The sequence below is a fragment of the Leptospira kmetyi serovar Malaysia str. Bejo-Iso9 genome, assembly GCF_000243735.2.
Lineage (GTDB): Bacteria > Spirochaetota > Leptospiria > Leptospirales > Leptospiraceae > Leptospira > Leptospira kmetyi.
Map to the genome: position 1 here is coordinate 216,315 of NZ_AHMP02000003.1, position 25,006 is coordinate 241,320.

Below are 25,006 nucleotides of genomic sequence, written 5' to 3' on the forward strand. Positions count from 1 at the left end.
GAGGTATGATTTTATCTCGTTTAAGGGGAAAAGGGCAAGCCCGTTTTCGGACGGACGGGCTTCTTTTCAAAAGAATCGATTAGCTTTCCAGCAAGGAACCGTCGACGGAACGGATCAAAAGAAGTCCGCCGCCCTTAGGAAGCTCGTTGACTCGGAACTCCGGATGATTTTCCCAGATATCCAAATCGCATAAGATCAGATCGAATTGTTTCCAATCCGCGGAACCCGTCTCGGAGGAAAGAATTTTCACCTTATCCTTTTTCAGACTTTGTTTGATCCGAGTCGGAATCTCATTCACCGAACCGTTTAAGTCCACGATGGATAGTTTAGAATTATAATTCGCCGCCAAACGTTTCGCGATCTGCAGTAGTTCGAGATCCTTTTCTCTTCCGAAAAGAATGTGAATGTTTTTCACGTCTTCGAGTTGGGAGGAGAAAAGAATTCCCGCGTTGCAATCGGTTTCGTTCAGAATGGTTCGGATCTTTCCGCCGAGAATATCGTCCGAAAAAAACGAACGAGCCGCTCCGATCAAAAGAAGTCCGTAATTTCCTTCGTCCACGATTCGAATGATGTCCTTCGTGATGTTTGTGGAAGTTTTATAAATCGTTTTTAGATTTATGTTCAAGTCCCGGGATAGTTCCTTCATCGGAGTAAAACTGGACGATTCGTATTTTTCCGCGTGTGTTTCGGATATATTAGAATCCGGTGATAGATGGACCGCGGTGACCTCTCTTTCCTTTTTCTTCTCCGGAAAAAGTCCGTAGGCGATCTTTAAAAGTTCCAAACCTCTGGAATGTTGCGCGAAAGAGATGAGCATCCCCGATGTGTTCGCTCCGAGTTTGGCTCCTAATTCGTTCTTTGCAAAAAAACGCTCCACAAGTTTGAGTCCGGGTCCGGTCATCACCGTGGTCGTTAACGCCATAAGAACCATCATGGAAAAAATTTCCTCGGACAAAACCCCTAGATCGTAACCGATGTTGAGTACGATCAATTCCATCAGACCGCGCGTGTTCATCAGCATTCCGATCGCAAGAGAATCCTTCCAATTCTTTCCGGACAAACGGGACGCGATCGCGCTTCCGCCTAACTTACCGAGTACGGCAACGAAAAGAATCACGAAAAAGATCGGCCACAAACCGGAACTGGATAAAAGACCGAACTTCGTTCTGAGACCGGTGAACGCGAAAAAAAGAGGAAGTAAAACGGTAAGACTGAAGTCCTCGATCTTATCGACTAAGTTGCTTCTCAGTTCCTTTTTGTCGGGCATAACGACGCCCGCAAGAAATGCGCCGAAGAGCGCGTGGATTCCGATCGCTTCGGTGACCCAAGCCGAAAGAAAGATGAACAAAAAGAAAAACGCCGTGATCGTTTTGGTCATCGATTCTTTGGTCGTGTATAAGTTTCCCGCTCGTTTCATCAAAGGGAGAATTCCCTTCCACATCAAAAGCATATAAGAAAGGGACATGACGATCATGAGAATTCCGGAAGAAAAGGATCCTGCGTTTACGATCGTAACCACGATCGCAAGAACGCACCAAGCCGTGACGTCGTCCGCGGCCGCGGCCGTAAGGGCAAGGCTGCCTAACGTGGTTTTGGTGAGACCTTTTTCCAGGATGATTCTCGCCAAAACCGGAAAGGCGGTGATGCTCATTCCGATTCCCATAAAAAGACAAAACGCGATGAAGTCCACGCCCTGAGGAGCCAAAGGAACGTAGATAAAATACGCAAGACCCGCGCCCAATAAAAACGGAAACATGATGCTCGAGTGGGATATTACGACGGCGGACTCCGCTTGGTTCCGGAGAATCTTAAGATCGAGTTCCATTCCGATCGTAAACATAAACAGCAAAAGACCGAGTTGGCTCAGGATCTGAAGCGTCGAAAGCGATTCCTTAGGAAACAAAAGCTGGAACCCTTCCGGAAAAACCAATCCGAGCAGGGAAGGACCCAAAAGAATCCCCGCGAGAATCTCCCCGATCACAGACGGTTGTCCGAGCATCGTGGATAATTTTCCGAATAAGCGAGAAGCGATGATGATCACGATCAACTGAAGCAACAATCTGGAAAGAGGTTGTTTGAGATGTCCCGAGAACATTTTTCCCACGGCCTCGACGTCCAAAAAGTCGGGTCTTTCAACCGGCTTAATGGAATTCTTTTGCGCTTGCGGATTTTTCTGAGCTTCGATTTGGGAAGAATGAAAACTTTCCTTTTCCAGTTCCAGGCTTTGTCCGAACTGAAGGATGAAGCCCAGAGAAATGATGAATAAGAAAATTAGAAAAATGTAAAATAGCGATATTTTTTTCATCGGGGAAACCCTCGTTTGAAGGCATTCTCCGATCGATTTCCCGTTTCGTCATTCAGATTTTTTAAACGACAAACGTCCTCCCGGATATGTTACGGGACGATCGATTCTTCCTGAAGAATTTTAGAAGCAAGCTTGGCCGCTTCCAAAGGAGTGGAGGGTTGTCCCACGACTCTCACTCTTGTAAGAAGAATCCACTGCACGTTCGATTTTTGAAACGAAGTCCAGAACCAAGAGTTCGCTTCGTCTTGCGTATAATGGAACGCCGAATCCGATTTGTAATCCTCCACGCCGTTCCAATCTCCCGTGAGATCGTGGCTCCCGCTCGCGTTCGAAAGGGAACCGGGGGTTCTTTTCAGAAGATTGAAAACGGTGGAGATCGTCTTATTGCGGAAAGGCGGGGCCGGTTCCTGAAGTCGGATTAATAAATCTGCGAATTCGGAAGGGGAAACGTTATACGAACCGTCGAGCCAAAAGGAATTCCGAGTCGAAGGAACCGGATTCGAAAACGCGCCCGTTTTTTCCAAAAGAGGTTTTCCCTTTTCGGGTCCGATATCGTTCCAGAGTTTCGTAAAATACCAATGCACCGAATATTCAAGTGCCGATTTTAAATTCTGATCCTTTTGCCATCGAATATACGGATGTCTCGTTTTATCCCAGAAAAAAAGGGATTGGTCTTCCTTGAGATAGCCGCTTTCCAAGGCGACTAAGGCGAGATAAGGATGAAACAGGGACGAAGGCGGGGTTTTGTAAAAACATTCATCTTTTTGAAAGTAGATTTTGTTTCTTGCGGTTTGGTTGATCAGGATCGCACAGAGAAACTTTCCTTCTCCGTTTAGATTTTTTTCGGAAAAAGGCATCGGAGGAAGGGAAGGAATTACCGGATCGCTTTTGCAGGAAAAAATCCAGACGAAAATGAGAACAAGGGATAAGAATGAATTCTTCACTTGAATTCAAGCGAATCAGTTCAAGAGAGAGATGCAAATCAAAATTAATGCGACCGGAATGTAAAAGAAGAAGAAATAAATCTTTCCGGCTTTCTTCCAAGGTTTTTCCATTTTGGGACGGAGGATTTCCAGAAGTTCTTTTTCGTCCGCTTGGTACAACTCGGAGGAATCGTTCATCCCGTAGATATGAGAAGCCAGACGTTTGAAGGTTTTTTCCCTGTGGACTTCCAAGTATTTTTTACTGATCGCGACGAGTTCTTCGTTCTTTGAAAACAGATTTCGAAACACGTTCGGAATCTCGTAAAACTTTCCGATCAGAAGACTTGAAAATCGCGTGAAAAGCCCCAGATAAAACAGAGAAGCGTATTTGACCGCCTCGAGTTTTAAACCGAAGACGATGATAAAACAAATCAGATACGCGCCGTAGCCTACGATCAATCCTGCTCTTCCTAAAAATCGGCTCCAAAAGACCTCTCGTTCGAATTCTAAATCCAGGGTTTCTAAGGACGGAAGCGCGCGTTTTGTATCTGTCATGGTAAATTCAAAAAAGAGAATATTCTCCCCTCTATCCATGCAAAATTGCGCCCGCTAAATGACAAGAAAATCGTTTTGCAGGAATTCTCGAAACTCCGGAGCGTCGCCCCGATTCTTTTGGATCGATATCGATTCCTCCCGAAATCCGAAGACGAATCTTTCGAATTCGGTGAGTGCCGTTTACCGAACGTCTTTTCGTTTTTATCTTTTGTCTATGTCGCATCCCGGCTTTTTAAGAATCTTTTTTCTTCACCTGGAATCCGAGGTTTAAACCGAAAATCTTTTCATACGAGGCTTCCTGGATGTCGATCGCACTCAAAAGAAAAGAAAGAAAAATTCAAACCGGAGAATTCTGGACTTCGCGCCAGAGACAATCTCATTCCATTCACTACAGCGTCAGTTACCGCGCCTCGTTCAAACCGGAACTTCCCGCGTTCTTTTTGGACAAATATCTTTCCAAACACAAAGGAGTCGTTCTCGATCCGTTCGGCGGAAGGGGAACCACTTCGATCCAAGCGAACTTGGAAGGTCATACCGCGATTCACAACGATATCAGTCCCATGTCCTTGTTTCTTGCAAAGTCGAGACAGACGATTCCTTCCATGGAAAGTATGGAAAAAATTTTGGATCGTCTGGATTTAAAAAAGAAAACCAAGGAAGAGAAAGAAGACAAGGATCTGCTCGCCTTTTATCACAAGGACACGTTAAACGAAATCAAGAACTTAAAAAGAATTCTTTCCCAGGATTCTTCTCCGGAAATTCAATACATCGGAGTTACGGCTCTTTCCAGACTGCACGGTCATAGCGACGGATTCTTTTCGGTGTACAGTTTTCCTCAGATTTCGATTCCTCCTTCCGCGCAAAAACGCAACAACGAAAAAAAGGGAGTCAAACCGGAATACAAGGAGATCAAATCCCGGATCTTGCAGAAGATGAAACGGGATTTAAAAACTCCTCTGCCTCCTTTTTATCACGAGTTCTCGGGAAGGAACCGTTATACGAACCATTCTTCCCTGCATCTGGAATCTCTCGAAGACAGCGTCGCGGATTTGGCCGTTACGTCTCCGCCTTTTCTCGATAAGGTGAACTACGAGGAAGACAACTGGCTTCGATATTGGTTTTTGGAAATCGAACTTCCCGATCATAAAAAGCCGAGTATCTTTTCGACGCTTTCGGCTTGGACCGATTTCATTCACGGAACCTTGGAAGAACTTTCCCGCGTTTTGAAGCCGGAAGGAGTTTGTGTGATGGAAGTGGGCGATATCAAAAAGGGCGCGACCGTCTTCAATTTGGATGAGTATGTGATTCAGGCGGCCAACGGCTCCGGTTTGGAATGGGAAACCACGTTTATCAACGATCAAAAGTTTACGAAACTTTCCAATTGTTGGAATGTTTCAAACAACGAGAAAGGAACGAATTCGAACCGCTGCGTCGTGTTTCGGAATTACAAGTAAAAAAGGAAACTGTAGGAACTCCCGCACGTTTTCAGGCCGCAACCGCTAACGCGGTCGCGCCACTTCGGGCTCGCGAAGTCTCGCTCGGTCTAAACGCGAGAAGGAATTTCCTAAAATTCGACTCGTACTTTGGATCGCGCGTTTAGACTAAACCCTGCGTGTCGCTTTCGGGTGTGGGAACTCCTACATTGTTCTTCGCTCGTCTCGACTTCGTCGAGAACCTTCGATAACGCTCCGCTATCTTCGGCTGTCTCGCTCCCTATGGGTCGCTCGACAACTCACACATTTTCCGAATTCTGTCGCTTTTTCCGCGAAAACCGGAGGATTCCTCTTCACCATTTTCTCAAAACGACCGACCTTCAAGGAAGAAAGAGGGTTACCGGAATATGATGCGCTCACTCTGGACGGCGGCAACGGGAATGATTGCCCAACAGTTTCATATCGATACGATATCGAACAACTTAGCAAACGTAAATACGACTGGATTTAAAAAGAACCGTGCGGATTTCGAAGATTTGGTTTATCAACACCAGGTTTTGGCCGGAACACCCGCCACATCGGTCAGCGAAATCCCGACCGGGGTCAACGTCGGTCACGGAGTAAGAGCCGCGGCTTCTCAAAAACTTTTTGAGATCGGTTCCTTTCAAGCGACCGGAAATAAATTGGATATGGCGATCACCGGAGAAATGGGATTTTTCAAAATCCAAATGCCGGACGGAAGTTTTGCGTTCAGCAGAGACGGATCCTTTAAGATCGACTCCAATCAACAAGTGGTGACGTCTAACGGATATCTTCTCGAGCCTCCTTTGATATTACCGGAAGGCGCGATCTTAAACACGCTCATGATCTCCGAACAGGGAGAAGTCACCGTAAAAGTGGGAGCGGATATCCGCCCCATCGTAATCGGACAAGTGGAATTATACCGTTTCGTAAACCCCGCCGGTCTACAAGCGATCGGAAAAAACTTATTTCAAGAAACCGTGGCTTCCGGCCCCGAAATTCCGGGAACGCCCGGAATGGAAGGATTCGGAAACGTCCTTCAGGGATTTTTGGAAATGAGTAACGTAAAGATCGTGGAAGAAATGGTGAACATGATCGTGGCTCAAAGGGCTTACGAATCCAACTCCAAGGCGATCCAAACCTCGGACAACATGTTGTCCACGGCCATTTCTCTCAAGAGATAAGAATTTTATAAATTTCTTATGAACCTTTTCCGGATTCTCCTTCCTCTTCTTTTGATTTTAAACCCTCTTTGGGGAAGAGGGGCGTCCGGAATTTATCTCAAAGGAAGAGCGATCGTGGAAGGGGAAGAAGTTCGACTTTCCTCGGTGGCTCGAATTCCGGACGGATTCGAGGATCGTGTCTTGATGAAGAATCTTACACATCCGATTTTCATTGGTTCCAAGGAGATCCAAAAAGTATACGCGGACTTGGATCCGATCGTAACCGGAAAGGAAACCCTGGTACTTCCACTCAATCACGCGTTGGAACCAAACGAGATCACGGATTCTCTTGCGGACGAAATCGGAAAAAAACATCCGAACGAAGAATTTCGTCTAACGTTCATCTCCGGAGAAACGAAGGTTCCTTCGGAAGGGGTTCAACTGCGCTGGGCCAATCTTTCCTCCCGTCTGCATCCGGGACAACTGATGGCTTCTCTCGAAATCTTTTTTCAAAACCAAAAGGTTCATACCTTAAGAATCCGTTTCCAAGTGGAACAAAAAGTGAAGGTGCTCAAAGCGAGCCGTCCTTTGAACAAGGGAATCAAACTTACCGCCGAGGATTTTAAGGAAGAGGAAACGTTGACCGACGAGGAGATTTTGGATTCTCCCGGCGCCGATCTGCTCGGTTCCACGCTTCTAAAGGATATGAACGACGGAGAAATCTTCCGTAAAAAACACGTCCGCAAAATCCAAGACGTTCAAAGAGGAGGGGAAATTCTGATGATCTATCACAAAGGAAGTCTCGTCCTCAAAACGAAGGTGAAGGCTCTCAGCTCCGGAAATATCGGCGAAGAAGTTCAAGTGACCACACATTCCAGAGAAGGTCAGATGAAGGTCAAGGTTGTGGACAAAAACACGGTGGTGACGGAATGAAAAACGGATCGAACGTTTCCGGTTTTGCGGATTATTGCTCGAGAAATTCTAAAATTCTTACCATAGGAATCGTATATTCTTTATTTATAATATTCTTTCTTTTATCCGGAAACGACTTCGGATTGGACGCACAGGACGCATCTCTCTGGACGGAAAAGAATCCGTATTCCGTGCGTCAAAGCATTAAGGTCGGTTCTCCCTTGTACGTCAAAATCAGAAACGGACTCCAAGCGGAGTTCGAACTCGAATCGAACGCGGACGAGACGATCACGCTGAAGTCGATGCCGGATAAAAAAATCATTCCCGATATGCCCTCGTATAACAACGATCGTACGATTACCCGCAAGAATAAGGGAAAGATCAAATCCTTCGGAAAGGTAAAGGGAAATCTTACCGCTCTTGTCACCGCGGTCGATCCGAACACCGGACTTTTGACGATCCAAGGTCAAAAGGTAAACGTAATCAACGGGGAGGAAAACAGTCTCGTTTTATCGGGAACCGTTTCTCCCGAGTTCGTGGAAAAGGATTCCTCGATCGACGCGGACAAAATCGCGAATCTTCAGGTGAACTTCAACGGAAGAATCAATCCGAAACAGGTCAATCCTCCGATCGCTCTCAAGTCGGTAACGAATCCGGACGGTTCGGTAACGATCAAAGCCGAACTTTCGGAAGAGGAAAAACAGAGACTGATTCTGAACCAACTCAACCGGCTTTTGGGAGAATCACAATGAAATTAAAATATTCCATTCTTTGCATGTTGTTGTTGGACGTGTTTTTGTTTTGTACGTCCGTGATCGTATTTTTGGCTTCGATCATTGCGCTCGCGTTTCCTTTTTCTTCCCTAAATGCGGCGGAACTTAGATTGAAGGACATCGCAAGAATCGAAGGAATCCGAGAAAATCAAATCGCGGGTTACGGAATCGTGGTCGGTCTTCCCGGAACGGGAGACAGTAAAACTCCGTTCACTTCGGAAAGTATGAAAAATTATTTGAAGAATCTCGGAGTGGAAGCGAACCTCAAACCGGATCAAACGCGAAACATCGCTTCAGTTTTGATCACGGCGACGATTCCCACCTACGCTAGAAAAGGCGATAAGTTAAACGTGGTCGTCTCTTCGATCGGAGACGCGAAGTCCCTCGAAGGCGGAGTTCTTTTACAATCTCCTTTGAAAACCGCGGGTGATAAAACCTTCGCAGTCGCATCGGGTGTGATTTCCTTCGGCGGAAGACAGGAACAAGAACGAGGAAACAGTGCGAGAGGAAATAAAAAAACGGTCGGAGTCGTTCACGGCGGAGCGATCGTAGAACAGGAACTCGATCAGAATTTTTACGCTTCGGAACGGGTTCAAATTCAACTGGAGAATCAGGACTTCACTACGTTAAACGCTGTGATCTCTCAGATTCGTTCCATTCTTCCCGGAAAACACGGGATCGGACCCGAGTCCGTGGTTCCCGTTTCTCCGACCGAAATCAATATCGTCCTCGGAAAAACGTTCGAAAACAAATCGGACTCGTTCTTATCTTTGTTAAGCGACATCGAAAATCTAAACGTGGAAACCCAAGTAAGACCCAAGGTCGTCATCAACGAAAGAACCGGCGTCATCGTGATGGGCGGAAACATAACGATCGAAGAAGTTGCGGTTTCCCGATCCGGACTGAACCTTTCCGTTACGGATAAAAATAGAAGACGCAACTGGCTCGGTAAGGAACAGGAACCTGTTAAAAGTTCGTTCTTAATCGAAGAATCCACGAGCGTAGGCGACGTGGTCGAAGCGCTCAACAAAGTGGGCGCGTCTACAAGAGACATCATAGCGATATTGGAAGCTCTTAAAAAGTCGGGCGCGTTACACGCGGAACTGGAGATACAGTGATGATCGATTCCATTCAAGATTATACGAACAGATTGAATCTCGTCGAGAAACCGGAAGTCAAAAGTCTTTTAAATTTCGAAAACGCGAACAAGAACAAAACGAATTCTTCCTTTCCGGATCTGCTTAGGGAAGAATTCAACGAAAAACTTTCCGGAAAGATCAGTTCTTCCGAGATCCGTCTTCCTCACAACATCAAGGAAGAAATTTCTGCCGATCCGTATCGTAAAAAACTATATTCAGCTTCCGTTGAATTCGAATCGATCTTCGTAAAGATGATGTTGACCGAAATGAAAAAGACCGTGGAGAAATCGGGTTTGATCGACGGCGGTCACGCGGAAGAGATCTTCGAGGACATGCTCTACGACGAATATTCAAAAAATCTTTCCTCGAATTCGTCCCTGGGGCTCGCGGAACAGATCTATCAATCCTTGTCCTCCAATCTTCCTCCGGTGAACCCGGCTCAGAGAACGGATCGCAAAGCCTAACCGCAGTTAGTCGATTAGATCGCTGAACTTGATTCCGTCCAGATCGTTCTGGAGTTTTTCTTCCGTCTTTTCGATCTTGGAATTCAAACTTCCCGGAAAAAGTTTCAGTTCCTTGTCTCCCGTTAAAAGAGGTTCGGGAATTTTTCGGTAAACGTCTCCCACGCTTAGATCCGCGGGTGCGACGATCGGAACAAATTCGTTCTTCCTCGTCTCGGATAAGAATTCGAGTTCGCATAATTTTTTCGTAAGAACCGGAATCTCCTCCTCCTTCAATCGGGAAACCGAGGCGAGTTCCAAGGAAGAAGAGGGGATCTTCTTTTCCTTTTGGATCTTATACGCGGACTTTAAGGTGAGAATCAGTTTTCGGAACTCGTTGCTGGAAGAAGTATGCATCTCTTCCAAAGAATGAAGCGGAGCGAGATAACGTTCCCTGAATTGAAGAGACGCGGTGATCTCCGCTCCGAACAGGACGATTAAAGAAAGTGAATATACTCCCAAAAGAAAGATCGGTATGGCGGCTAACGCCTTGTAGATGATCATCGTCGTTTCGCTGAACGAGGAAAGATACACTTGAAATCCCCAGAGAAAGATCAAAAAGATGATCCCCGTCACCGCGGCGCCGACGGCCGAAGCCTTCAACGGAACCTTCGTATTCGGGATCAGGGAGTAAAGACTCAGGAAAAAAAGCCAGATCCCCGAAAGAGGAAATAAAATTCTCAGGAAAGAATAGATCGAAAATACGCTGTCTCCTCCGGTTACCACGGTCGTCGTAAACTTTTGATCCTTGGATTCCGTGACGCTGATCGTGCGATATTCTCCCACGTTGAGCATTTTGATCTTTCCGTTTTCCTTTCTTTCCAAAAGAAGATTGGCCCAGATCTTTCCGTTCATCGGAGTATAAAACGGATTCCAATGATCTCCTCCGTCCGTGGAGATAAGAATATGTCCGAGACTGTCCATAAGAAACAGTTCCATCATATCGGTTCCAAAGAAGGACCAGACTCGGATGAAGTTGTATCGTTTATGACTGAGTTCGATCCAACTGTTTCCACCGTCGCGAGAACGGTATAAAATCCCTCTTTCTCCCGCCAAAAAGATCTCTCCGTTTTCGGCTCTATGAATATCATGAAATGCTAAATGAGTCAGACGGTTCGGATAAAAGTTAAAACCTCCGTCGTTGCTCGTCCATACGGTTCCCGATTCGTCGGCGATATATCCGTTCAAAGGATCGGGAAAATAAACCTTGGACGCGTTCATTTTGAGTCTGTCCTTGAAGATCGGCTTGAACGAGATTCCTTCGGGGATATAATGAAGAACTTCTCCGTTTTTGAATATAATAAAAATGTTATTTTGATTTACTACTTCTATGTCCTTGAGTTCCACGCCCTCGAAAGACGTCAGGGTCCAAACCGAAGATTCGATCGGTTTGATCAGAAGCGTTCCCCGGATCGAAAGGACGTAGATCATTCCTTCCTTGATTTTAATCCGAATGAAATCGGAAGAGCCGATATCCGGTTTTTTACAGAAGTCCAAACGACCGCCCAGGTTATCGAGACATTTCATGTTTTCGAAATCGATCTCGTCCTCTCGGATGGAGTATTCCTTTTTAAGATTGGAATCCATACGAAAGATCGTTCCGTTTTCTCCGCTGATCCAAATTTTACCGGACGGATCCCGTTCCATCGAGAAGTAATGCGGAGGTCTGAAAAAATCGATCGTCTTTTCGGCGACTCCTTCTCCGATAACAAAAAGAAGAGGGCCGATCGCCAAAACGAAAAAGTAAAACACCAACTTTTGAAACAAGGATCGGCTCGAGCGAATCTTCCAAATTCCGTTGAACGCGTTTTCCAAAGAACGTAAAACCGCGGTCGCCGAAAAAACCAAAATCACAAAACCGATCGCGCCGATCTGAGTCGCGGTGTCGATGAGATCTCCGATCGTTTCCAAATACGTGTTGATGTCCACGTTGATATTGCTCTGTAGAATGAAGGTGTTGATCGTATCGAAAATTTCCTCTTTACGATTTTCCAAGCCGGAAGTGATCGTAATTAAGGACAAGGCGACCGTGAGCATGGGAATTAAGGACACGATCGTGGTGTAGGAAATTCCGGAGGCTTGCATCAGACAATCGTCTTTGATAAAACGATACGCGGACCCGACGATGATTCGGATGGAAAGAACGAAAATTCTTAAAAAACCTTTTTCGGGAATCTTATCCGAATCGGTGAGCCAACCCGGTTTTAAAAGATGTTGCATCGTTCATTCCGCCTTAAAGCTGTACAGAACCATGGACGAGGTCAAGGGTCTGTTTCGTTTTTTGAGTTTGCTTTTCCAGTGATAGACGCCGATTCGAATCCACTTCCAGTATTCTTTCCAGGAACGAAAACTTCCCCTGGACTTGAGCAGTTTTGCGAAGAGAGAAAAATCGACTCCGGGATAAGTGATATGATTCTTAAAACCGGATCGATCAAGAATTTTTTTCAAATTCGATTCCGAATAATAATAAAAATGTCCGGGTAGATAGTAATGATAAGACGGTCCCGCGTCGATCGCTTGCCAACCTTCGAAGTTCGCGGTTTGCAAAAGAAGAAGACCTCCCGGTTTTAGAATCCGATTCAATTTTTCGAATACTTTCGCCGGTTCGGAAAGATGTTCTATGACTTCGACGAGCGTAACGACGTCGAAAAAATTCTCGGGTAAATCCGCGTCCAAAAATTCTCCCTGATACACTTTCAATCCTCTGGATCTTGCGACCTCGGAAGAATAGGAAGAAATTTCCACACCCGTAACTCCGAAGCCCGCCTCTTTCGCGCAGTTTAAAAATCCGCCGAAGGAACATCCTATGTCCAAAAATTCTCCCTTTCGTTTGAATCGGCGTATGTTTCGGATGCGAGCCTTCCATACGTAACGATCGAACGTTTCCGTTTGTCTCTCGTCCCGATAGGAAAAATCCGCGTTTCCGGAATAGTATTCTTCGGTGTAAAGAGAGGAGGCTTCCGGTCGCGGATACTGGGTCTGAAGTCCGCAGAAATTACATAAGTATATTGGAATATTATAATTTTTAAATGAAGAATGGTATAAAAATTTCCAGTCTTTCGCCTGGCAGCAGGGGCAGGTTTCGTCTATAGTTTTGCCAGAAAAATCCAATGACAGATCCTTTCTTCCAATTTTCCGAGAGGGGTCCGTTCGGTGTAACCGAATTCGACTTCGGAGAATTCCTTTAAGTCTTCTTTCAATTCTTCCAACGTATAAAATCGGGAATAGGCTCCCTTTAAATCCTGTGTTTGGATCGTGTTTCCTTGCGCCTTCAAATGTGTGTCCCCGACCGCGCGCACGGATCCCGCGAGAAACCCGCCTTTTTTGAGGATTCTTTTTTGATCGGAGAGAATCGCTTGGGCCGCTTCGACGGAGTTGTAGTGGAGAACCCCCCAACTTACGATCACGTCGAAAAAATTCTCGTCGAACGGAAAAGGAGGTTTGTCGCTGAACGACGCTTTGACGAAAGGATACGTTTCTTGGATCGTCTTCACCGAGTTTTCGGTGTAATCGGTCGCGTAGGTTTGATAACCGAATTCGTTTAACAAAATGCAGTGTCTTCCCGAACCCGCTCCGAAGTCCAAGGCTCTACGTTCGTTCGTATTTGGAGATTGTTCGGAGAATACGTTTCCGATCTTGGAAAGCATCCGCACCAGATTCTCGTCCGGATATCCGAGTCTGGATTTGTTTCTCGTATAATGAACGTTCCAGGCGGATTGAGAGGAAGGTTCAGACGGATTCAAACGTACCTTCCATTCTTTGAAGGACCGATTCTTTCCATTGTTCCAAGGTCTGATTGTTTTGTTCGGGTCCAAGGATTCCGACGCTGCGAGCGCGAACTCCGTTTCCTTCGTTCGTTTTTAAAACCTCTCCGTGTTGTTTCAGCTTACGATCGAAAAGAATTTTTTCCTTTCCGATAGGAACGAACTCGGAGTGATTCGCGAGTTTGGATTTTCCTTCGGGCGGCGCCGTGAAAAAAATTCCCGCGTATTTTTTGGGAACGGAAGAATAGTTTGCGAACGGTTTGATCGTTTCGCCTACGAGAAGTTTGACTAAGTTTTCGAAGTAAGACGAGCCGAAGTAATTCGGAATTAGAGTGTCCGCCAAAAATTCTCCGCCGACTTCGGGAACCGCTTCGATGAGATAAATTTCGCCTTCGGGATTGATTCTGAATTCAGCGACGAACGGGCAGTCGTTCATCCGGGTTGCGGCGATTAAGGCCCTGCAATTCAGAAGAATTTCTCCGATCAATTCGGAATGTAAAAAGGGAAGCGTATGAGCGATTTCTAAATAAGGCGCGTATTTCGTAACGTCCTTGTGCGAGATGGACGCGGGGAAAAATTCTCGATTTTGAACCAGACCGCAAACCGTGATCTCGAAACCGGGAATATATTCCTCGGCGATCCATTCTTCCCGTTCCGCGTTATGCGCGCTTGTCTTTTTTTTCGCGGAAGAAGTTTTGGGTTTTACGGTTTTCTTTTTGGATTTTAGGAACTGTTCCCATTCTTCCGGATCGTGAAAGGTTCTGATTCCTTCCTTTCCGTTTCCTCGGGACGGTTTATACACGAACGGAAATTGGTTTTTGGCGATCGGGGATTTTGGATCGTAACTTTCGGGCGTGAGGATTCCGACCTTGTTGGCTATTTCTTTGAGTAGATTCTTATCCGAACAGATTTCCACACAGTCAAGACTAGCATAACGTAGTTTTAATTTTTCGGCGATATAGGACGCGGTGTAAGTCGCTTTTCCGTAGGAGCGGGTGCCGACTCCGAGGATTCTTCCTTGAAGAGGGATTTCGGAAACGGTCTTTAGAATTTTACGATATTCTGTTACGGATTCCATGATTCGGAGCGCGGCGATGCCCAGACCCGGCGCGCGATCGTTTTGATCCACCGCGATCACGGAATAACCCAAATCGATCGCGGCGGAAATCAAAGGAACCTGATTGGTTCCCGCGCCGATGGAAAGAAAATATCCCTTTTGTTTCATCCTCCGTAGATTTCTTTTCGGAGGGCCTTGAAAGTCAAAGGATTTTTAAGAGGTGATCTGATACGATTCGATCCATTCCGAGGCACGGGCCGGATCGGTGTAAAAGTGTTCGTTTTCCTTTCCGAATTTTTCCTCGTAAGAATCGATCTTAGTCGCGTCTTGATGAACGTGAACCGCCGCCACACAACGAATGCCTCTTCGATTTTGAAAGCTCATCTGTTTGGATTCTTCGAAGAGATCCACGTAACCGACCTTCCATCCGTAATCGGAAAGGGTCCGGGGAATGATCGTACGAAATCGTTTGTGCGCGTTTAAGTCCGCGGCTTCGAATCCGTGCAGGTTTACGAATATCTTAAACGCTCCGTTGTCCTCTATCTTCGCCAAAGAATCCATCAAGGATTTTTCCCAAATCTCGACGTCTTCGGTTTCCACTTTGCCGCCGATTCTCGTGGAAATTAATTTTTGCTCGGGGAACCATTCGGTTTTCGTAATTTTTACGGTTTCCATCCGTCTCCTTTTGCGCTCATTGCGCGTGTGAGTTTGACGGAAAACGGATGGACGAAGGTCTTCAAAAATCAAGATCGGGAAAGAATTTGTTTCTCTCTTTTATAAAGAGGAACCGCGTTTGTGAAAGTTACGAAACGCGTTCGTAAAGGATTCGAACGCCGCCGGCCTTTTCTCCGTTCGGTCTGAGGTTTTGGGAAAAGATGATCAACTTATCGTCTCCGTCTTTTTCCAAACTCGTTCTCCAACCCCAACTCGTTTCCGGAGTTTCTCCACCGTAGTGTCCCGTAACGGACCATTCTTTCGCGCCGGGAACGCCTTCGGAAAATAAAATTCCGCTTCCCATTCCGAAACTTTCTACCCACGCGGATTCGTATCTTCGTTTGTCGATATGATATCCGTAGATCGCGATTCCTTCGAAAGGTTCTCCGCCGTAACTTCCCTTGTATTCGTGGAGAAGAAATCTTCCACCTAATATGAGTTTGATGGTTCCCGCAATCGGAGATTCGTCGGTGACCTCTCCCTCTTTGAACATCATCTGGTTGACGCCTTTCCAATTCCCCGTATAGGATTCGAATTCTTTGTGGACGCCTTCTCGTTTTGAAGTTTCAAACTTTTCTTTACTCATGGCGAAAGAGTGGGACCGATTTCGGGAAAACGGTCAAGAAGAATTGAGCGAAAAATTTCCGGATATTTGCCCGAAAGAGTCTTAGGATTTATTTCACTTCGAATTCCACCGTGACGCGGGCCTGGATCTTCCGTTCTCCCACGGAGATCGGGGAAGAATCTTCGACTCTGCCTTTCATCTGATACACTACCGTCGGGTTTACGGAAGAATCGGATTCTACGATCTTGACGGCGCCGACTTCTTTTTTGCCGAGGGAATTTGCGAGAATCAAAGCCTTCTCCCTTGCGTCCTGATAAGCGGCGACTAACGCTTCTTGTTCCTGTTTGGTTGTCGAGTCCGATTTGAATTCGATTCCGCTGACGTTGTTGACTCCCAGCTTTTGAATTTCCAAAAGCAGATCCTTATAGAGTTTGAGGTTTCTCAACTTCAAAAGAATTCCGGAAGATGCGAGATACGGTCTTTGTTTTCCTTCCTCCAAATATTGTCTTTGCAACGTGTAATCGGTGGTATAAATGTCCTTGGAGGCGATCTTAAATTCTTTGGAAAGAGTTTGGATCACGTTAGCCGCTCTTTGAAGGTTTTTTTCCTGCGCGGTTTTCGCTTCCTTGTCTTCGACCTCGACGGCGAAACTCATTTGTAAGTAATCGGTTTCCACAAGCGCGATTCCGCTTCCGGAAACGGTTATGGTTTGTTTGGATTCTGAAAAAATTCCCAGCACGGGAAAGAAAAGAAGTAGGGTTGCTATTTTGGTTCGGATCATGGGAGAAAGGTTTTCCGCGATCCGCGCGTTTGAAAACAAAAAAAGGCGGAAGAGGAGAACCTCTACCGCCTTCTTCGATTTGAAAAAGAATCGGAAGAATGAATTACATCATTCCGCCCATTCCTCCCATACCGCCGCCCATTCCCGCCATCGGGTTTGGAGCGTCTTTGTCAGGCTTATCGGTGATCGTAACTTCGGTAGTCAGGATCATGGAACCGATGGAAGCCGCGTTTTGGAGAGCGGAACGAACCACTTTCGCGGGGTCAACGACTCCGGCTTGGATCATATCTTCCCAAACCATCGTAAGAGCGTTGAAACCTTCGTTTCCTTTTTTCGCCTTCGCGTGTTCTACGATTACGGAACCTTCCAGACCTGCGTTGGAAGTGATCATACGAATCGGTTCTTCCAAAGCTCTGAAGATGATTTTCGCACCGGTAGCTTCGTCGCCTTCGAGTTTCAGACCGCCGACCGCTTCTTGCGCTTTGAGAAGAGTCAAGCCGCCGCCGGGAACGATTCCTTCTTCCACCGCCGCGCGAGTTGCGGAAAGAGCGTCTTCCACACGGGCTTTTTTCTCTTTCATTTCGACTTCGGTAGCCGCACCGACGTGAATCACCGCAACACCGCCCGCGAGTTTCGCGAGTCTTTCTTGAAGTTTTTCTCTGTCGTATTCGGAAGTAGTGTCTTCGATTTGTTTTTTGATCTGACCGATTCTTCCTTGAATGTCTTTTGTTTGGCCTTTGCCTTCGATGATCGTAGTGTTTTCTTTGTCTACGGTCACTTTGTTAGCGCGTCCCAACATTTGAAGAGTGGTGTTCTCGAGTTTCATTCCGAGGTCTTCGGAGATCACTTGACCGCCGGTAAGAATCGCGATGTCTTCGAGCATGGACTTTCTTCTATCGCCGAAACCCGGAGCCTTAACGGCAACACAGGAGATGGTTTTTCTAAGAGTGTTTACCACGATCGTAGCGAGCGCTTCGCCTTCCACTTCTTCGGAGATGATCACGAGGGGTTTGCCCGCTTGCGCCACTTTTTCAAGAACGTGGATCAGGTCTTTCATAGAAGCGATCTTTTTGTCGTAGATCAGGATGAAAGGATCGTTCAGAGTCGCAGTCATCGCTTCCGGATCGGTCACCATGTAAGGAGAAATGTATCCTCTATCGAACTGCATCCCTTCCACGACGTCTAAAGTCGTTTCGATGGACTTCGCTTCTTCCACGGTGATAACGCCGTCTTTACCGACTTTGTCCATCGCGTCCGCGATCAGGTTACCGATCGTAGTATCGTTGTTCGCGGAGATCGTCGCAACGTTTGCGATGTCTTTTTTGTTTTCGATCTTAACCGCTCTTTTTTGAATGCTTTCGACCGCTGCGGAAACCGCTTTGTCGATTCCTCTTTTGAGGGACATAGGGTTTGCGCCCGCGGTTACGTTTTTCAAACCTTCGTTAATGATGGATTGAGCAAGAATGGTTGCAGTGGTGGTTCCGTCTCCTGCGACGTCGTTCGTCTTAGTGGAAACTTCTTTTACCATTTGCGCGCCCATGTTTTCCAATGGATCCTCGAGTTCGATTTCTTTCGCAACGGTAACGCCGTCTTTTGTGATGGTCGGCGCGCCGAATTTTTTATCGATCACTACGTTACGACCCTTAGGCCCGAGGGTAACTTTCACCGCGTTTGCGAGTTTGTTAACGCCTTCGAGGAGCTTACGTCTTGCTGTTTCGTTGTATTCTATATCTTTAGCCATGATTCACTCCCAAATTATTTTTTAACAACGGCGAGAATATCGCTCTCACGGATGATGAGGTATTCTTTGCCTTCGGATTTAATTTCAGTTCCGGAATATTTTCCGTAAAGGACGGTATCGCCTACTTTCACTTCGAGAGGAACGAGTTTCCCGTCTTCATATTTGCCGCTTCCGACTTCGACGACTTTTCCTTCTTGAGGTTTTTCTTTTGCCGTATCAGGAACGAAAATGCTACCGATCTTTTCCTCGGCTTCCTGTCTTGGTTCTACGAGGACTCTGTCACCCAGAGGTTTAATCGATGCCATAGACTAACTCCTTGCAATAATGTGATTTAGCACTTTGTGAGGAAGAGTGCTTGTATAGTTTTTCATTAGAAAAATTCGGTTCCAAAGCGTCAAGCACTTTGCTGGCGAGAGTGCTAAAATCCAAGCCTCAGAAAAAACGGAAAACGGAAGAATTTTCAAAACCGATCGTATTCGAACGCGTCTAAGAAAAATTCGTCCCTAGGAAAACATGTTTTCGAAAGAAAATCTCATTCGAGTCAAAGACCTCAATCAAAAGCCGATTCTCGAGGAAAAACCGTATCTTCTCTACTGGATGTCCATGGCGAGAAGGCTCGCCTGGAATCATTCTTTGGATTATGCGATTCATCTTTCTAAAAAATACAAAAAAGAACTTCTGATCTACGAACCCGTAAAGATGGATTATCCCTGGAGTTCTCCGAGGTTTCACAAGTTCATCTTGGAAGGAATGGCTTCCAATGCGAAGGAAGCGAAAAAGCTCGGGCTGATCTACCGCGCCTTTGTCGAAACGCCGGACAATCCGATTTCGGAAGTTTTGGGAAAAATCGCGTCGAACGCATCGTTGATCGTTACGGACGATTATCCGGCCTATATCATTCCCGAAATGTTGGAACGCGTATCGGAAATCGTAGAATGTAAACTTCTCGCGGTCGATTCCAATTCCATCATACCGCTTTCGCTTTACGGAGAATTCGCGTCCGCGGCGAGAATCTTAAGACCGAGAGTTCATAAACTTTTTCCCGAGGCTTGGAAGTTCAGATCCTCTTCAAAACCCGAAAAGCCGCATCGGGAAAAGGAGAATTCCTGGCTTCTGGAGAATCCGAATTCTCCCTTGAAAAAAATTTCCTGGTTCGACGGGAATCCGGATTCGATCGATCCTATATGCAAAAAATGTAATTTTATTTTTTCGGATGTTCTTCCCGTCGAGGGAAAGATCGGAGGAAGGGAAGAGGGTCTCAAACTTCTCGGAAATTTTTTGAAACGCGGGCTTGCGGGTTACGCGGAACTGAGAAGCCAACCGAAATCTCCAAAGGATTCGTATTCTTCCCTTTTATCTCCGTATTTGCATTTCGGTCATATTTCTCAAGAAGAAGTCGTAAGCGCGGTTTTGGATTGGGAATTGGAGGAACCTTGGAATCCGGGTGTGATCGTTCCCGAAAACAAAAACAGAAAGGAAGGTTATTTCCATCCGAACGATAACGTGAATTCTTTTTTGGACGAGCTCGTCACTTGGAGGGACGTGGGATTTTTGATGTTTTGGAAGAATCCTTCGTTTCGCAAGGATTTGCGGATTCTTCCGGATTGGATTCAAAAGAATTTGGATTTTCACGGAAGAGATTCTCGTCCGTATCTTTACACAAAGGATCAACTGGAGAATGCGGTGACGCATGACGCGGTTTGGAACGCGGCTCAAAAGGAACTCGTTTTGACCGGTTCCATGCACAATTATTTAAGAATGCTCTGGGGAAAAAAAGTGATCGAGTGGAGCGCCGATTACGAAACCGCGTTTGAAATTCTCGAGGACTTCAACAACAAATACGCATACGACGGAAGAGATCCGAATTCGTATACGGGAATTTTATGGTGTTTCGGTTTGTTTGATCGGCCTTGGTTTCCGGAGCGCGCAGTATTCGGAAACATCCGTTATATGTCTTCGGATTCCACGAAGAAAAAATTCAAACTGCAATCCTACTTTGATTATATAAAATCCTTGGAGGAACCGAACCTCGGATCGATTCAGAAATAAAACGAAAGAATCATCTTATAGTATGATTGCTTGTTTCCCTCCACAAATTCACATTCAAGATCGATAATTCTTTTAAGACGTCGCCGAACGTTTTTTAACCTCGGGCCGTTTCAAGGAAATATCTATGTCCCCCTTTACGGCCGAAGAACTGAAAAGTCGATTTCAACTTCCCGAGGACGCGATCAAAGGGCTTCTTACCGAGACGTTCTTCGATTCTAAGATTGCCGGTCGTCTGCGTCTGGGCGGAGAAAGTCTTTGTCCGATTCAACTTACCTTTTTAAACGAAACGAAAGATCGCGAAAAATTAAGGAAGGAACCGAAACAGAAACACAGAGGAAGATATGTTTGCGAGGCCTTGAGTTTGGCCGATTGCGATTACAACGATGAAGGAATTTTCGACGGACAAATTTTTGTATGGATTCCTTCGCTTCGATCTTTTGCAAGTTGGGACGCCGAGCACGAACAATCGTTTCTTTTTCCCGGAATCGGTTGGGCGGAAATTTCCAAAGATCCGGTTCGATATTTATGTTCTCAATGGCAACCGATCGAAGAAGGAAAAAATATTTGGGACTTGTTTGAGTTGTGGAACGAGTTCCCTTATGTGATCTACGCGAACGAATTTTTTGGGGAAAGATTGCCGCATATAAAAAAGAATTTCGAATCCGCTCGTTATGGGGAAGTTGTTCGATTGAGCGCGGAGACTTTGCGCGACGCCGAACGTCCGTTACTCGATTCCTATTCCGTGATTTGCGGAAAGATAGAATGTCTGTCTTATAAAAGTGTGAGCGGGTTTTTGTTAAACGAAGTGGAATCCTTTCTCGTCGATTTTGAAACTCTGATCTCCATCGCCAAACAAGGCGATACGCAGGAACAAGTCTCCGCAAATCATCCGAATTGGTATTTGGAACACGCGCGGCAAATTTTTTCGGTCGTTTCCTCTTCTTCGAAAGAAGGAAACTTTGAATTGTTGAAGGTTTTGATTTCCGGTTTGATCCGAAGAAACAACGAAGAATCGTTTCACTGGATCGAATCTTTTTGTACTTCGTATCCTTCGAGGTTAAAGGATCTTTTGAAGATTCTTCATTCTTCCCTGGAACTTGAAAATAAAGGCAACGAAGAAGGTGAGGGAGACAACAAAGGAAACGGAGATACGAGAGCCAACCGCTACAAAGCGGGTGAAGAAGATCACAATTTCAATTCTCAGGTTCGATCCAAAATCGTTTCGATCGAAGAAAGATTGGAAGCGTTAGTCGACTTTCAACACACGATCGAACGTATGAAGACCGCGATCGCATCCGATGACTTTCATCGTTTTCATCTTGAATTTCAAAAGATCCACAAAGCAGGTTACGCGTTGGATACTTATAAAAGTAATATTCTCGCGGTGATGAACGACGCGCTTCTCGCCTTGTTGAAAAAAAGAGAAATCGAATCGGGCAGGGCGTTGATTCACGTTTATTCCGAACGATTGGATCTGCTCAAACCTTCTTGGGGTTACCTGGATCGCAAAGCCTACGAGGAATTATTCGCGAACGCTCTTTGTTTGATTCATTCGGACGATGAGATCAATCGTGAATTTTTAAAACTTCTCGAGAAAAAATTTCTTCCGATTGTTCGAGAGAACGGGGCCGTTCGGATTCTGGCCGAACGATTGGCTCGAAATCTCGCGTGTATCTATACAACGATGCATAACTTTGAATCCGCTTATTTTTTTCTCAAACTCGCGATGGAAAGAGGCGCGAAAAAAGAAGACATCCTAAACGAAACCGATTTTGATCCGCTTCGAAGGGAAGAACGGTTCGTTGCCTTGTTCCAAAAATATTACCGAGAGAGTCCTAATCGAGGTTAGACGTCTCTGTGCACTCGATTCAAATGGCTTGATTTTTAAAACAGGAATCGGTAAAATCGGAGAAAAAGAGGATGAACGATTATGACTACCGACGCCGCTCCCAAAACATATACGACTTTTAAGGAATTCTGGCCCTTCTATCTGGGCGAACATTCTCATCCGGTAAACCGCGCGCTTCACTTCGTGGGCACTTCGATTGCGATCGGTTGGATTTTGACCGCGATCGTAAATCTCAATCCGTTTTATATTTTAGCGGCTTTGTTTTCCGGTTATTTCTTCGCTTGGATCGGTCATTTCTTCGTGGAGAAAAATCGCCCCGCGACTTTCACTTATCCCTTTAAATCCTTTATGGGGGATTGGTTGATGTATTTTTATATCCTCACCGGACAAATCAGTAAGGAACTGGAAAAGATCGGTAAGAAGTGAGGTCTTTTGTCGTAGTTCCTACGATTTTGCAGTGATTCAAAGGCCGCCCCCGCCCGAATTTGGGTGGAGGTGGCGGGCCTTGTGGGAAATTTCGGACAGTTTTCCTCTATCAGAGAAATCTAATATTCTCAATCAAAAAACGACAATCTTGTCGGAACATTTCCGTTTTTTCGGTTCAAACTCATTGCGTATTCGAGTAGAAGTTTAAATTTCCAAAACACAAGAATAAGCGTTTCTATTTTCATATTTTGCAAAAAGAATCTCCGTATCGAACCGAAAGAGAGCCGGGAATCTTTAGAAGAAGGTTCGGATTAGGAACTCGATCCGAAATACGAATGGAATCTTTCCCCATCCGGCCCTTTGATCTGGAAATTTTTTATAAACCGAAAAGGAAACCGTTTCTCCTTTCCTTTTATCCGCACAATCATAAAGTTTTACGGAAACAAAGCGGGAAATTTTAGAGGTTCTCGATGTGGAGCCGACAAGCGCACCCGTAAAGAAAGTGTTGGATCGAATTCTTAAATCCGCTGCGATGTTTGTGGATTGAGTCGATCCGGTCAGTATAAAAGAAGAGGATTGATAGGTCGTCGATTCTTTGGAAGCACATCTCGCAAAAATTTCAGACCTTTGGACGTTTTCTTCAGGAGAATTTTTCGAAGTAAAAAACCTGATTCGAAAAATTTATTCTCTGAAAAGCGATCCATAGGAAGCTTTTCACTGAGTTGGGTTGTTCTTTCTTTGCTTCGCAAAGAGCTGTCCCTTCGCTTTAGCCTGATTCACTTCCTGAAAAGTGACTCGTAGAAAGCCTTTCATCGAGTTGGTTGTTTTTTCTTTGCTTTGCAAAGAGCTATCGCTTCGCTTTAGCTTAATTTGCTCTCTACGGATCGCAAATTAACCCCACATCACCTCATATACTTGCAAAGGTTCTTCTTTGCCTTTGACTTTAACGCGGGGCATTCGATTGAGAGTGTATTTGCCTCCGAGAAGTTCCATCGTTTCCTTCGAAATCAAAAAGGATTTTTTCAAAACCTTGCAAAGAGATTCGATACGGGACGCGGTATTTACGGCGTCACCGATTACGGAATATTCTCTGTGAAGATCGCTTCCTATGTTACCCGCGAAAACCTCTCCGGTATGAATTCCGATTCCGATTGCGATCGGAGTTTTCCCTTCGGACTTGCGTAAGAGATTCCATTCGGCGAGACGTTTCTGCATGATGACCCCGCAACCGACCGCGTTACGCGCATCGACTTCCGCGGAAGGAGAAGGATGTGGAGTTCCGAAAGTCGCCATCACCGCGTCTCCGATGTATTTGTCCAAGGTTCCGTTGTTTTCAAAAACGCATTCCATCATAATTTTACGAAATTCTGATAGAAGTTCTCCGAGTTCCTTGGGGTCCATGTTCTCGGACATGGCCGTAAAGTTTCTGATATCCAAAAAAAGAATGCTGACAATCTGCCTGTTCCCGCTCTGAAGTGTTCCGGGATTTTCCATCATTTCGTTTACGATCTTAGGAGAAAAGTAACGGGACAGTTCCGTTTTTTGACCTTCCGCGATTCCGATTCTCCGCACCATGGAAACCGTACGAAAGATTCCCATCGAAATCATAACCGCAAAACAAAAATACAAACCGGGTTTGCCCGCGACGACGTCCGCGATCAGAACTTCCGGTCCGCTGATGTAACGACCCCAGTCGTTGGTATACGTAAGTTGGTTCGTGGAAACCGCGATCCAGAGAATCGTATAATAGATCGCATAAAACAGAAATAGAGCGATAAAAACGAAGCGAATTCTAAACTGTAAAAGGGAATAGATGATCGGAAAAAGAAAGAACAGATTCAACGTGTTTTTTAAAGCGAAACCGAGATCTATGTTTTGAACCGTGAACGTATAAAACAGAAGAACTCCCAAAATTAAAGCGAATTCGGCGAACAAAGTGATGTAATTGAAAACCTGAATGACCGAATCGGGACAAACTCGAATGATGATCGTATGCGCCAACGTTAGAATCAGATAGATCGAAAACGCGATCAGGTTAAACTCGTTGTCTCCGTTGTGGACGTTTACGATGATCTGAACCAAAAAGAACAAAGCGATCAGATATCGAAAGTAATTGGTGATGATGATTCCGTTTCTTTCCTCCGCTTTGAGAACCTCCAAAACGGAATCGGGCATGGATTTTCTATCCAACGTTTGAAACGCCTTTTTGATCGATCGAAAAAGATTCACAGGGGTTAGAATAGAAATTTACGGATCTTAGATCAATTCTTTCCGGGAAGTCGGAGCCGTTTTGAAAAAAATTCTTTCATAAATAAGGGATGCGGACATTCTTTTCG

At 45.5% G+C, this 25,006-nt stretch carries 22 protein-coding genes; 9 read left to right on the top strand and 13 right to left on the bottom strand.

The genetic code is table 11. The annotated features are described in order from the left end of the window. Positions 1-79: 79 nt before the first annotated feature. From LEP1GSC052_RS03420 to LEP1GSC052_RS03430, 3 genes are all read right to left on the bottom strand, one after another. Complete coding sequence (locus tag LEP1GSC052_RS03420; protein WP_010574436.1) at positions 80-2,305, bottom strand: cation:proton antiporter; 2,226 nt, start codon at positions 2,303-2,305, stop codon at positions 80-82. Between the two features lie 89 nt (positions 2,306-2,394). Continuing rightward, positions 2,395-3,249, bottom strand: a complete 855-nt coding sequence (locus LEP1GSC052_RS03425) for a penicillin-binding transpeptidase domain-containing protein (protein WP_010574437.1) — start codon at positions 3,247-3,249, stop codon at positions 2,395-2,397. A 15-nt stretch (positions 3,250-3,264) separates the two neighbouring features. Then, a complete protein-coding gene (locus LEP1GSC052_RS03430) occupies positions 3,265-3,783 on the bottom strand; it encodes a hypothetical protein (protein ID WP_010574438.1) in 519 nt (172 codons plus the stop codon). A gap of 302 nt (positions 3,784-4,085) precedes the next feature. On the opposite strand from LEP1GSC052_RS03430, the gene LEP1GSC052_RS03440 reads away from it, so the two are divergent. The 6 genes from LEP1GSC052_RS03440 (at position 4,086) to LEP1GSC052_RS03465 (ending at position 9,688) form a co-directional block, all read left to right on the top strand. Further along, positions 4,086-5,237 carry a DNA methylase gene (locus LEP1GSC052_RS03440; protein WP_010574440.1) on the top strand — a complete coding sequence of 384 codons (1,152 nt, stop codon included), beginning with the start codon at positions 4,086-4,088 and terminating at the stop codon, positions 5,235-5,237. 389 nt (positions 5,238-5,626) lie between these two features. Then, on the top strand, positions 5,627-6,421 hold the full coding sequence (gene flgG, locus LEP1GSC052_RS03445; RefSeq protein WP_002619713.1) for a flagellar basal-body rod protein FlgG: 795 nt from the start codon (positions 5,627-5,629) through the stop codon (positions 6,419-6,421). 18 nt (positions 6,422-6,439) lie between these two features. Beyond that, entirely contained in the window at positions 6,440-7,333 is an 894-nt protein-coding gene (gene flgA, locus LEP1GSC052_RS03450; RefSeq protein WP_010574441.1) for a flagellar basal body P-ring formation chaperone FlgA, read from the top strand. Continuing rightward, a complete protein-coding gene (locus tag LEP1GSC052_RS03455; RefSeq protein ID WP_010574442.1) occupies positions 7,330-8,064 on the top strand; it encodes a flagellar basal body L-ring protein FlgH in 735 nt (244 codons plus the stop codon). Before flgA ends, LEP1GSC052_RS03455 begins: the two co-directional genes overlap by 4 nt. Beyond that, on the top strand, positions 8,061-9,203 hold the full coding sequence (locus LEP1GSC052_RS03460) for a flagellar basal body P-ring protein FlgI (RefSeq protein WP_010574443.1): 1,143 nt from the start codon (positions 8,061-8,063) through the stop codon (positions 9,201-9,203). Before LEP1GSC052_RS03455 ends, LEP1GSC052_RS03460 begins: the two co-directional genes overlap by 4 nt. Then, positions 9,200-9,688 carry a rod-binding protein gene (locus tag LEP1GSC052_RS03465; RefSeq protein ID WP_020985978.1) on the top strand — a complete coding sequence of 163 codons (489 nt, stop codon included), beginning with the start codon at positions 9,200-9,202 and terminating at the stop codon, positions 9,686-9,688. Before LEP1GSC052_RS03460 ends, LEP1GSC052_RS03465 begins: the two co-directional genes overlap by 4 nt. Before the next feature lie 6 nt (positions 9,689-9,694). Here the strand turns inward: LEP1GSC052_RS03465 and LEP1GSC052_RS03470 are convergent, their stop codons facing one another. The 9 genes from LEP1GSC052_RS03470 to groES all read right to left on the bottom strand — a co-directional run bounded on the left by LEP1GSC052_RS03470 (position 9,695) and on the right by groES (position 18,651). Then, on the bottom strand, positions 9,695-11,944 hold the full coding sequence (locus LEP1GSC052_RS03470; RefSeq protein WP_020986189.1) for a YhjD/YihY/BrkB family envelope integrity protein: 2,250 nt from the start codon (positions 11,942-11,944) through the stop codon (positions 9,695-9,697). A 3-nt stretch (positions 11,945-11,947) separates the two neighbouring features. Continuing rightward, on the bottom strand, positions 11,948-12,835 hold the full coding sequence (locus tag LEP1GSC052_RS03475) for a class I SAM-dependent methyltransferase (protein WP_010574445.1): 888 nt from the start codon (positions 12,833-12,835) through the stop codon (positions 11,948-11,950). After that, entirely contained in the window at positions 12,811-13,467 is a 657-nt protein-coding gene (locus LEP1GSC052_RS03480; protein ID WP_010574446.1) for a class I SAM-dependent methyltransferase, read from the bottom strand. The genes LEP1GSC052_RS03475 and LEP1GSC052_RS03480 overlap by 25 nt, the downstream gene beginning before the upstream one ends. Next, positions 13,454-14,713 carry an ATP-grasp domain-containing protein gene (locus LEP1GSC052_RS03485; RefSeq protein ID WP_020986794.1) on the bottom strand — a complete coding sequence of 420 codons (1,260 nt, stop codon included), beginning with the start codon at positions 14,711-14,713 and terminating at the stop codon, positions 13,454-13,456. Before LEP1GSC052_RS03485 ends, LEP1GSC052_RS03480 begins: the two co-directional genes overlap by 14 nt. A 45-nt stretch (positions 14,714-14,758) precedes the next feature. Continuing rightward, complete coding sequence (locus LEP1GSC052_RS03490; protein ID WP_010574447.1) at positions 14,759-15,220, bottom strand: hypothetical protein; 462 nt, start codon at positions 15,218-15,220, stop codon at positions 14,759-14,761. A gap of 127 nt (positions 15,221-15,347) precedes the next feature. Next, positions 15,348-15,845: a DUF1579 family protein gene (locus LEP1GSC052_RS03495; RefSeq protein ID WP_010574448.1), complete on the bottom strand. Its 498-nt coding sequence runs from the start codon at positions 15,843-15,845 to the stop codon at positions 15,348-15,350. 88 nt (positions 15,846-15,933) lie between these two features. After that, positions 15,934-16,605: an SIMPL domain-containing protein gene (locus LEP1GSC052_RS03500; RefSeq protein ID WP_010574449.1), complete on the bottom strand. Its 672-nt coding sequence runs from the start codon at positions 16,603-16,605 to the stop codon at positions 15,934-15,936. A 103-nt stretch (positions 16,606-16,708) separates the two neighbouring features. After that, a complete protein-coding gene (groL, locus tag LEP1GSC052_RS03505; protein WP_010574450.1) occupies positions 16,709-18,346 on the bottom strand; it encodes a chaperonin GroEL in 1,638 nt (545 codons plus the stop codon). Positions 18,347-18,360: 14 nt separating this feature from the next. Beyond that, complete coding sequence (gene groES, locus LEP1GSC052_RS03510; protein ID WP_010574451.1) at positions 18,361-18,651, bottom strand: co-chaperone GroES; 291 nt, start codon at positions 18,649-18,651, stop codon at positions 18,361-18,363. A gap of 208 nt (positions 18,652-18,859) precedes the next feature. On the opposite strand from groES, the gene LEP1GSC052_RS03515 reads away from it, so the two are divergent. The 3 genes from LEP1GSC052_RS03515 to LEP1GSC052_RS03525 all read left to right on the top strand — a co-directional run bounded on the left by LEP1GSC052_RS03515 (position 18,860) and on the right by LEP1GSC052_RS03525 (position 22,670). Then, positions 18,860-20,395: a cryptochrome/DNA photolyase family protein gene (locus LEP1GSC052_RS03515; RefSeq protein WP_010574452.1), complete on the top strand. Its 1,536-nt coding sequence runs from the start codon at positions 18,860-18,862 to the stop codon at positions 20,393-20,395. A gap of 124 nt (positions 20,396-20,519) precedes the next feature. Next, a complete protein-coding gene (locus LEP1GSC052_RS21185; RefSeq protein WP_020985793.1) occupies positions 20,520-22,244 on the top strand; it encodes a TPR end-of-group domain-containing protein in 1,725 nt (574 codons plus the stop codon). Positions 22,245-22,325: 81 nt separating this feature from the next. After that, positions 22,326-22,670, top strand: a complete 345-nt coding sequence (locus LEP1GSC052_RS03525) for an Mpo1-like protein (RefSeq protein ID WP_010574454.1) — start codon at positions 22,326-22,328, stop codon at positions 22,668-22,670. Positions 22,671-23,561: 891 nt separating this feature from the next. Here the strand turns inward: LEP1GSC052_RS03525 and LEP1GSC052_RS03535 are convergent. Further along, a complete protein-coding gene (locus LEP1GSC052_RS03535) occupies positions 23,562-24,899 on the bottom strand; it encodes an adenylate/guanylate cyclase domain-containing protein (RefSeq protein ID WP_010574456.1) in 1,338 nt (445 codons plus the stop codon). Between the last annotated feature and the right edge of the window lie 107 nt (positions 24,900-25,006).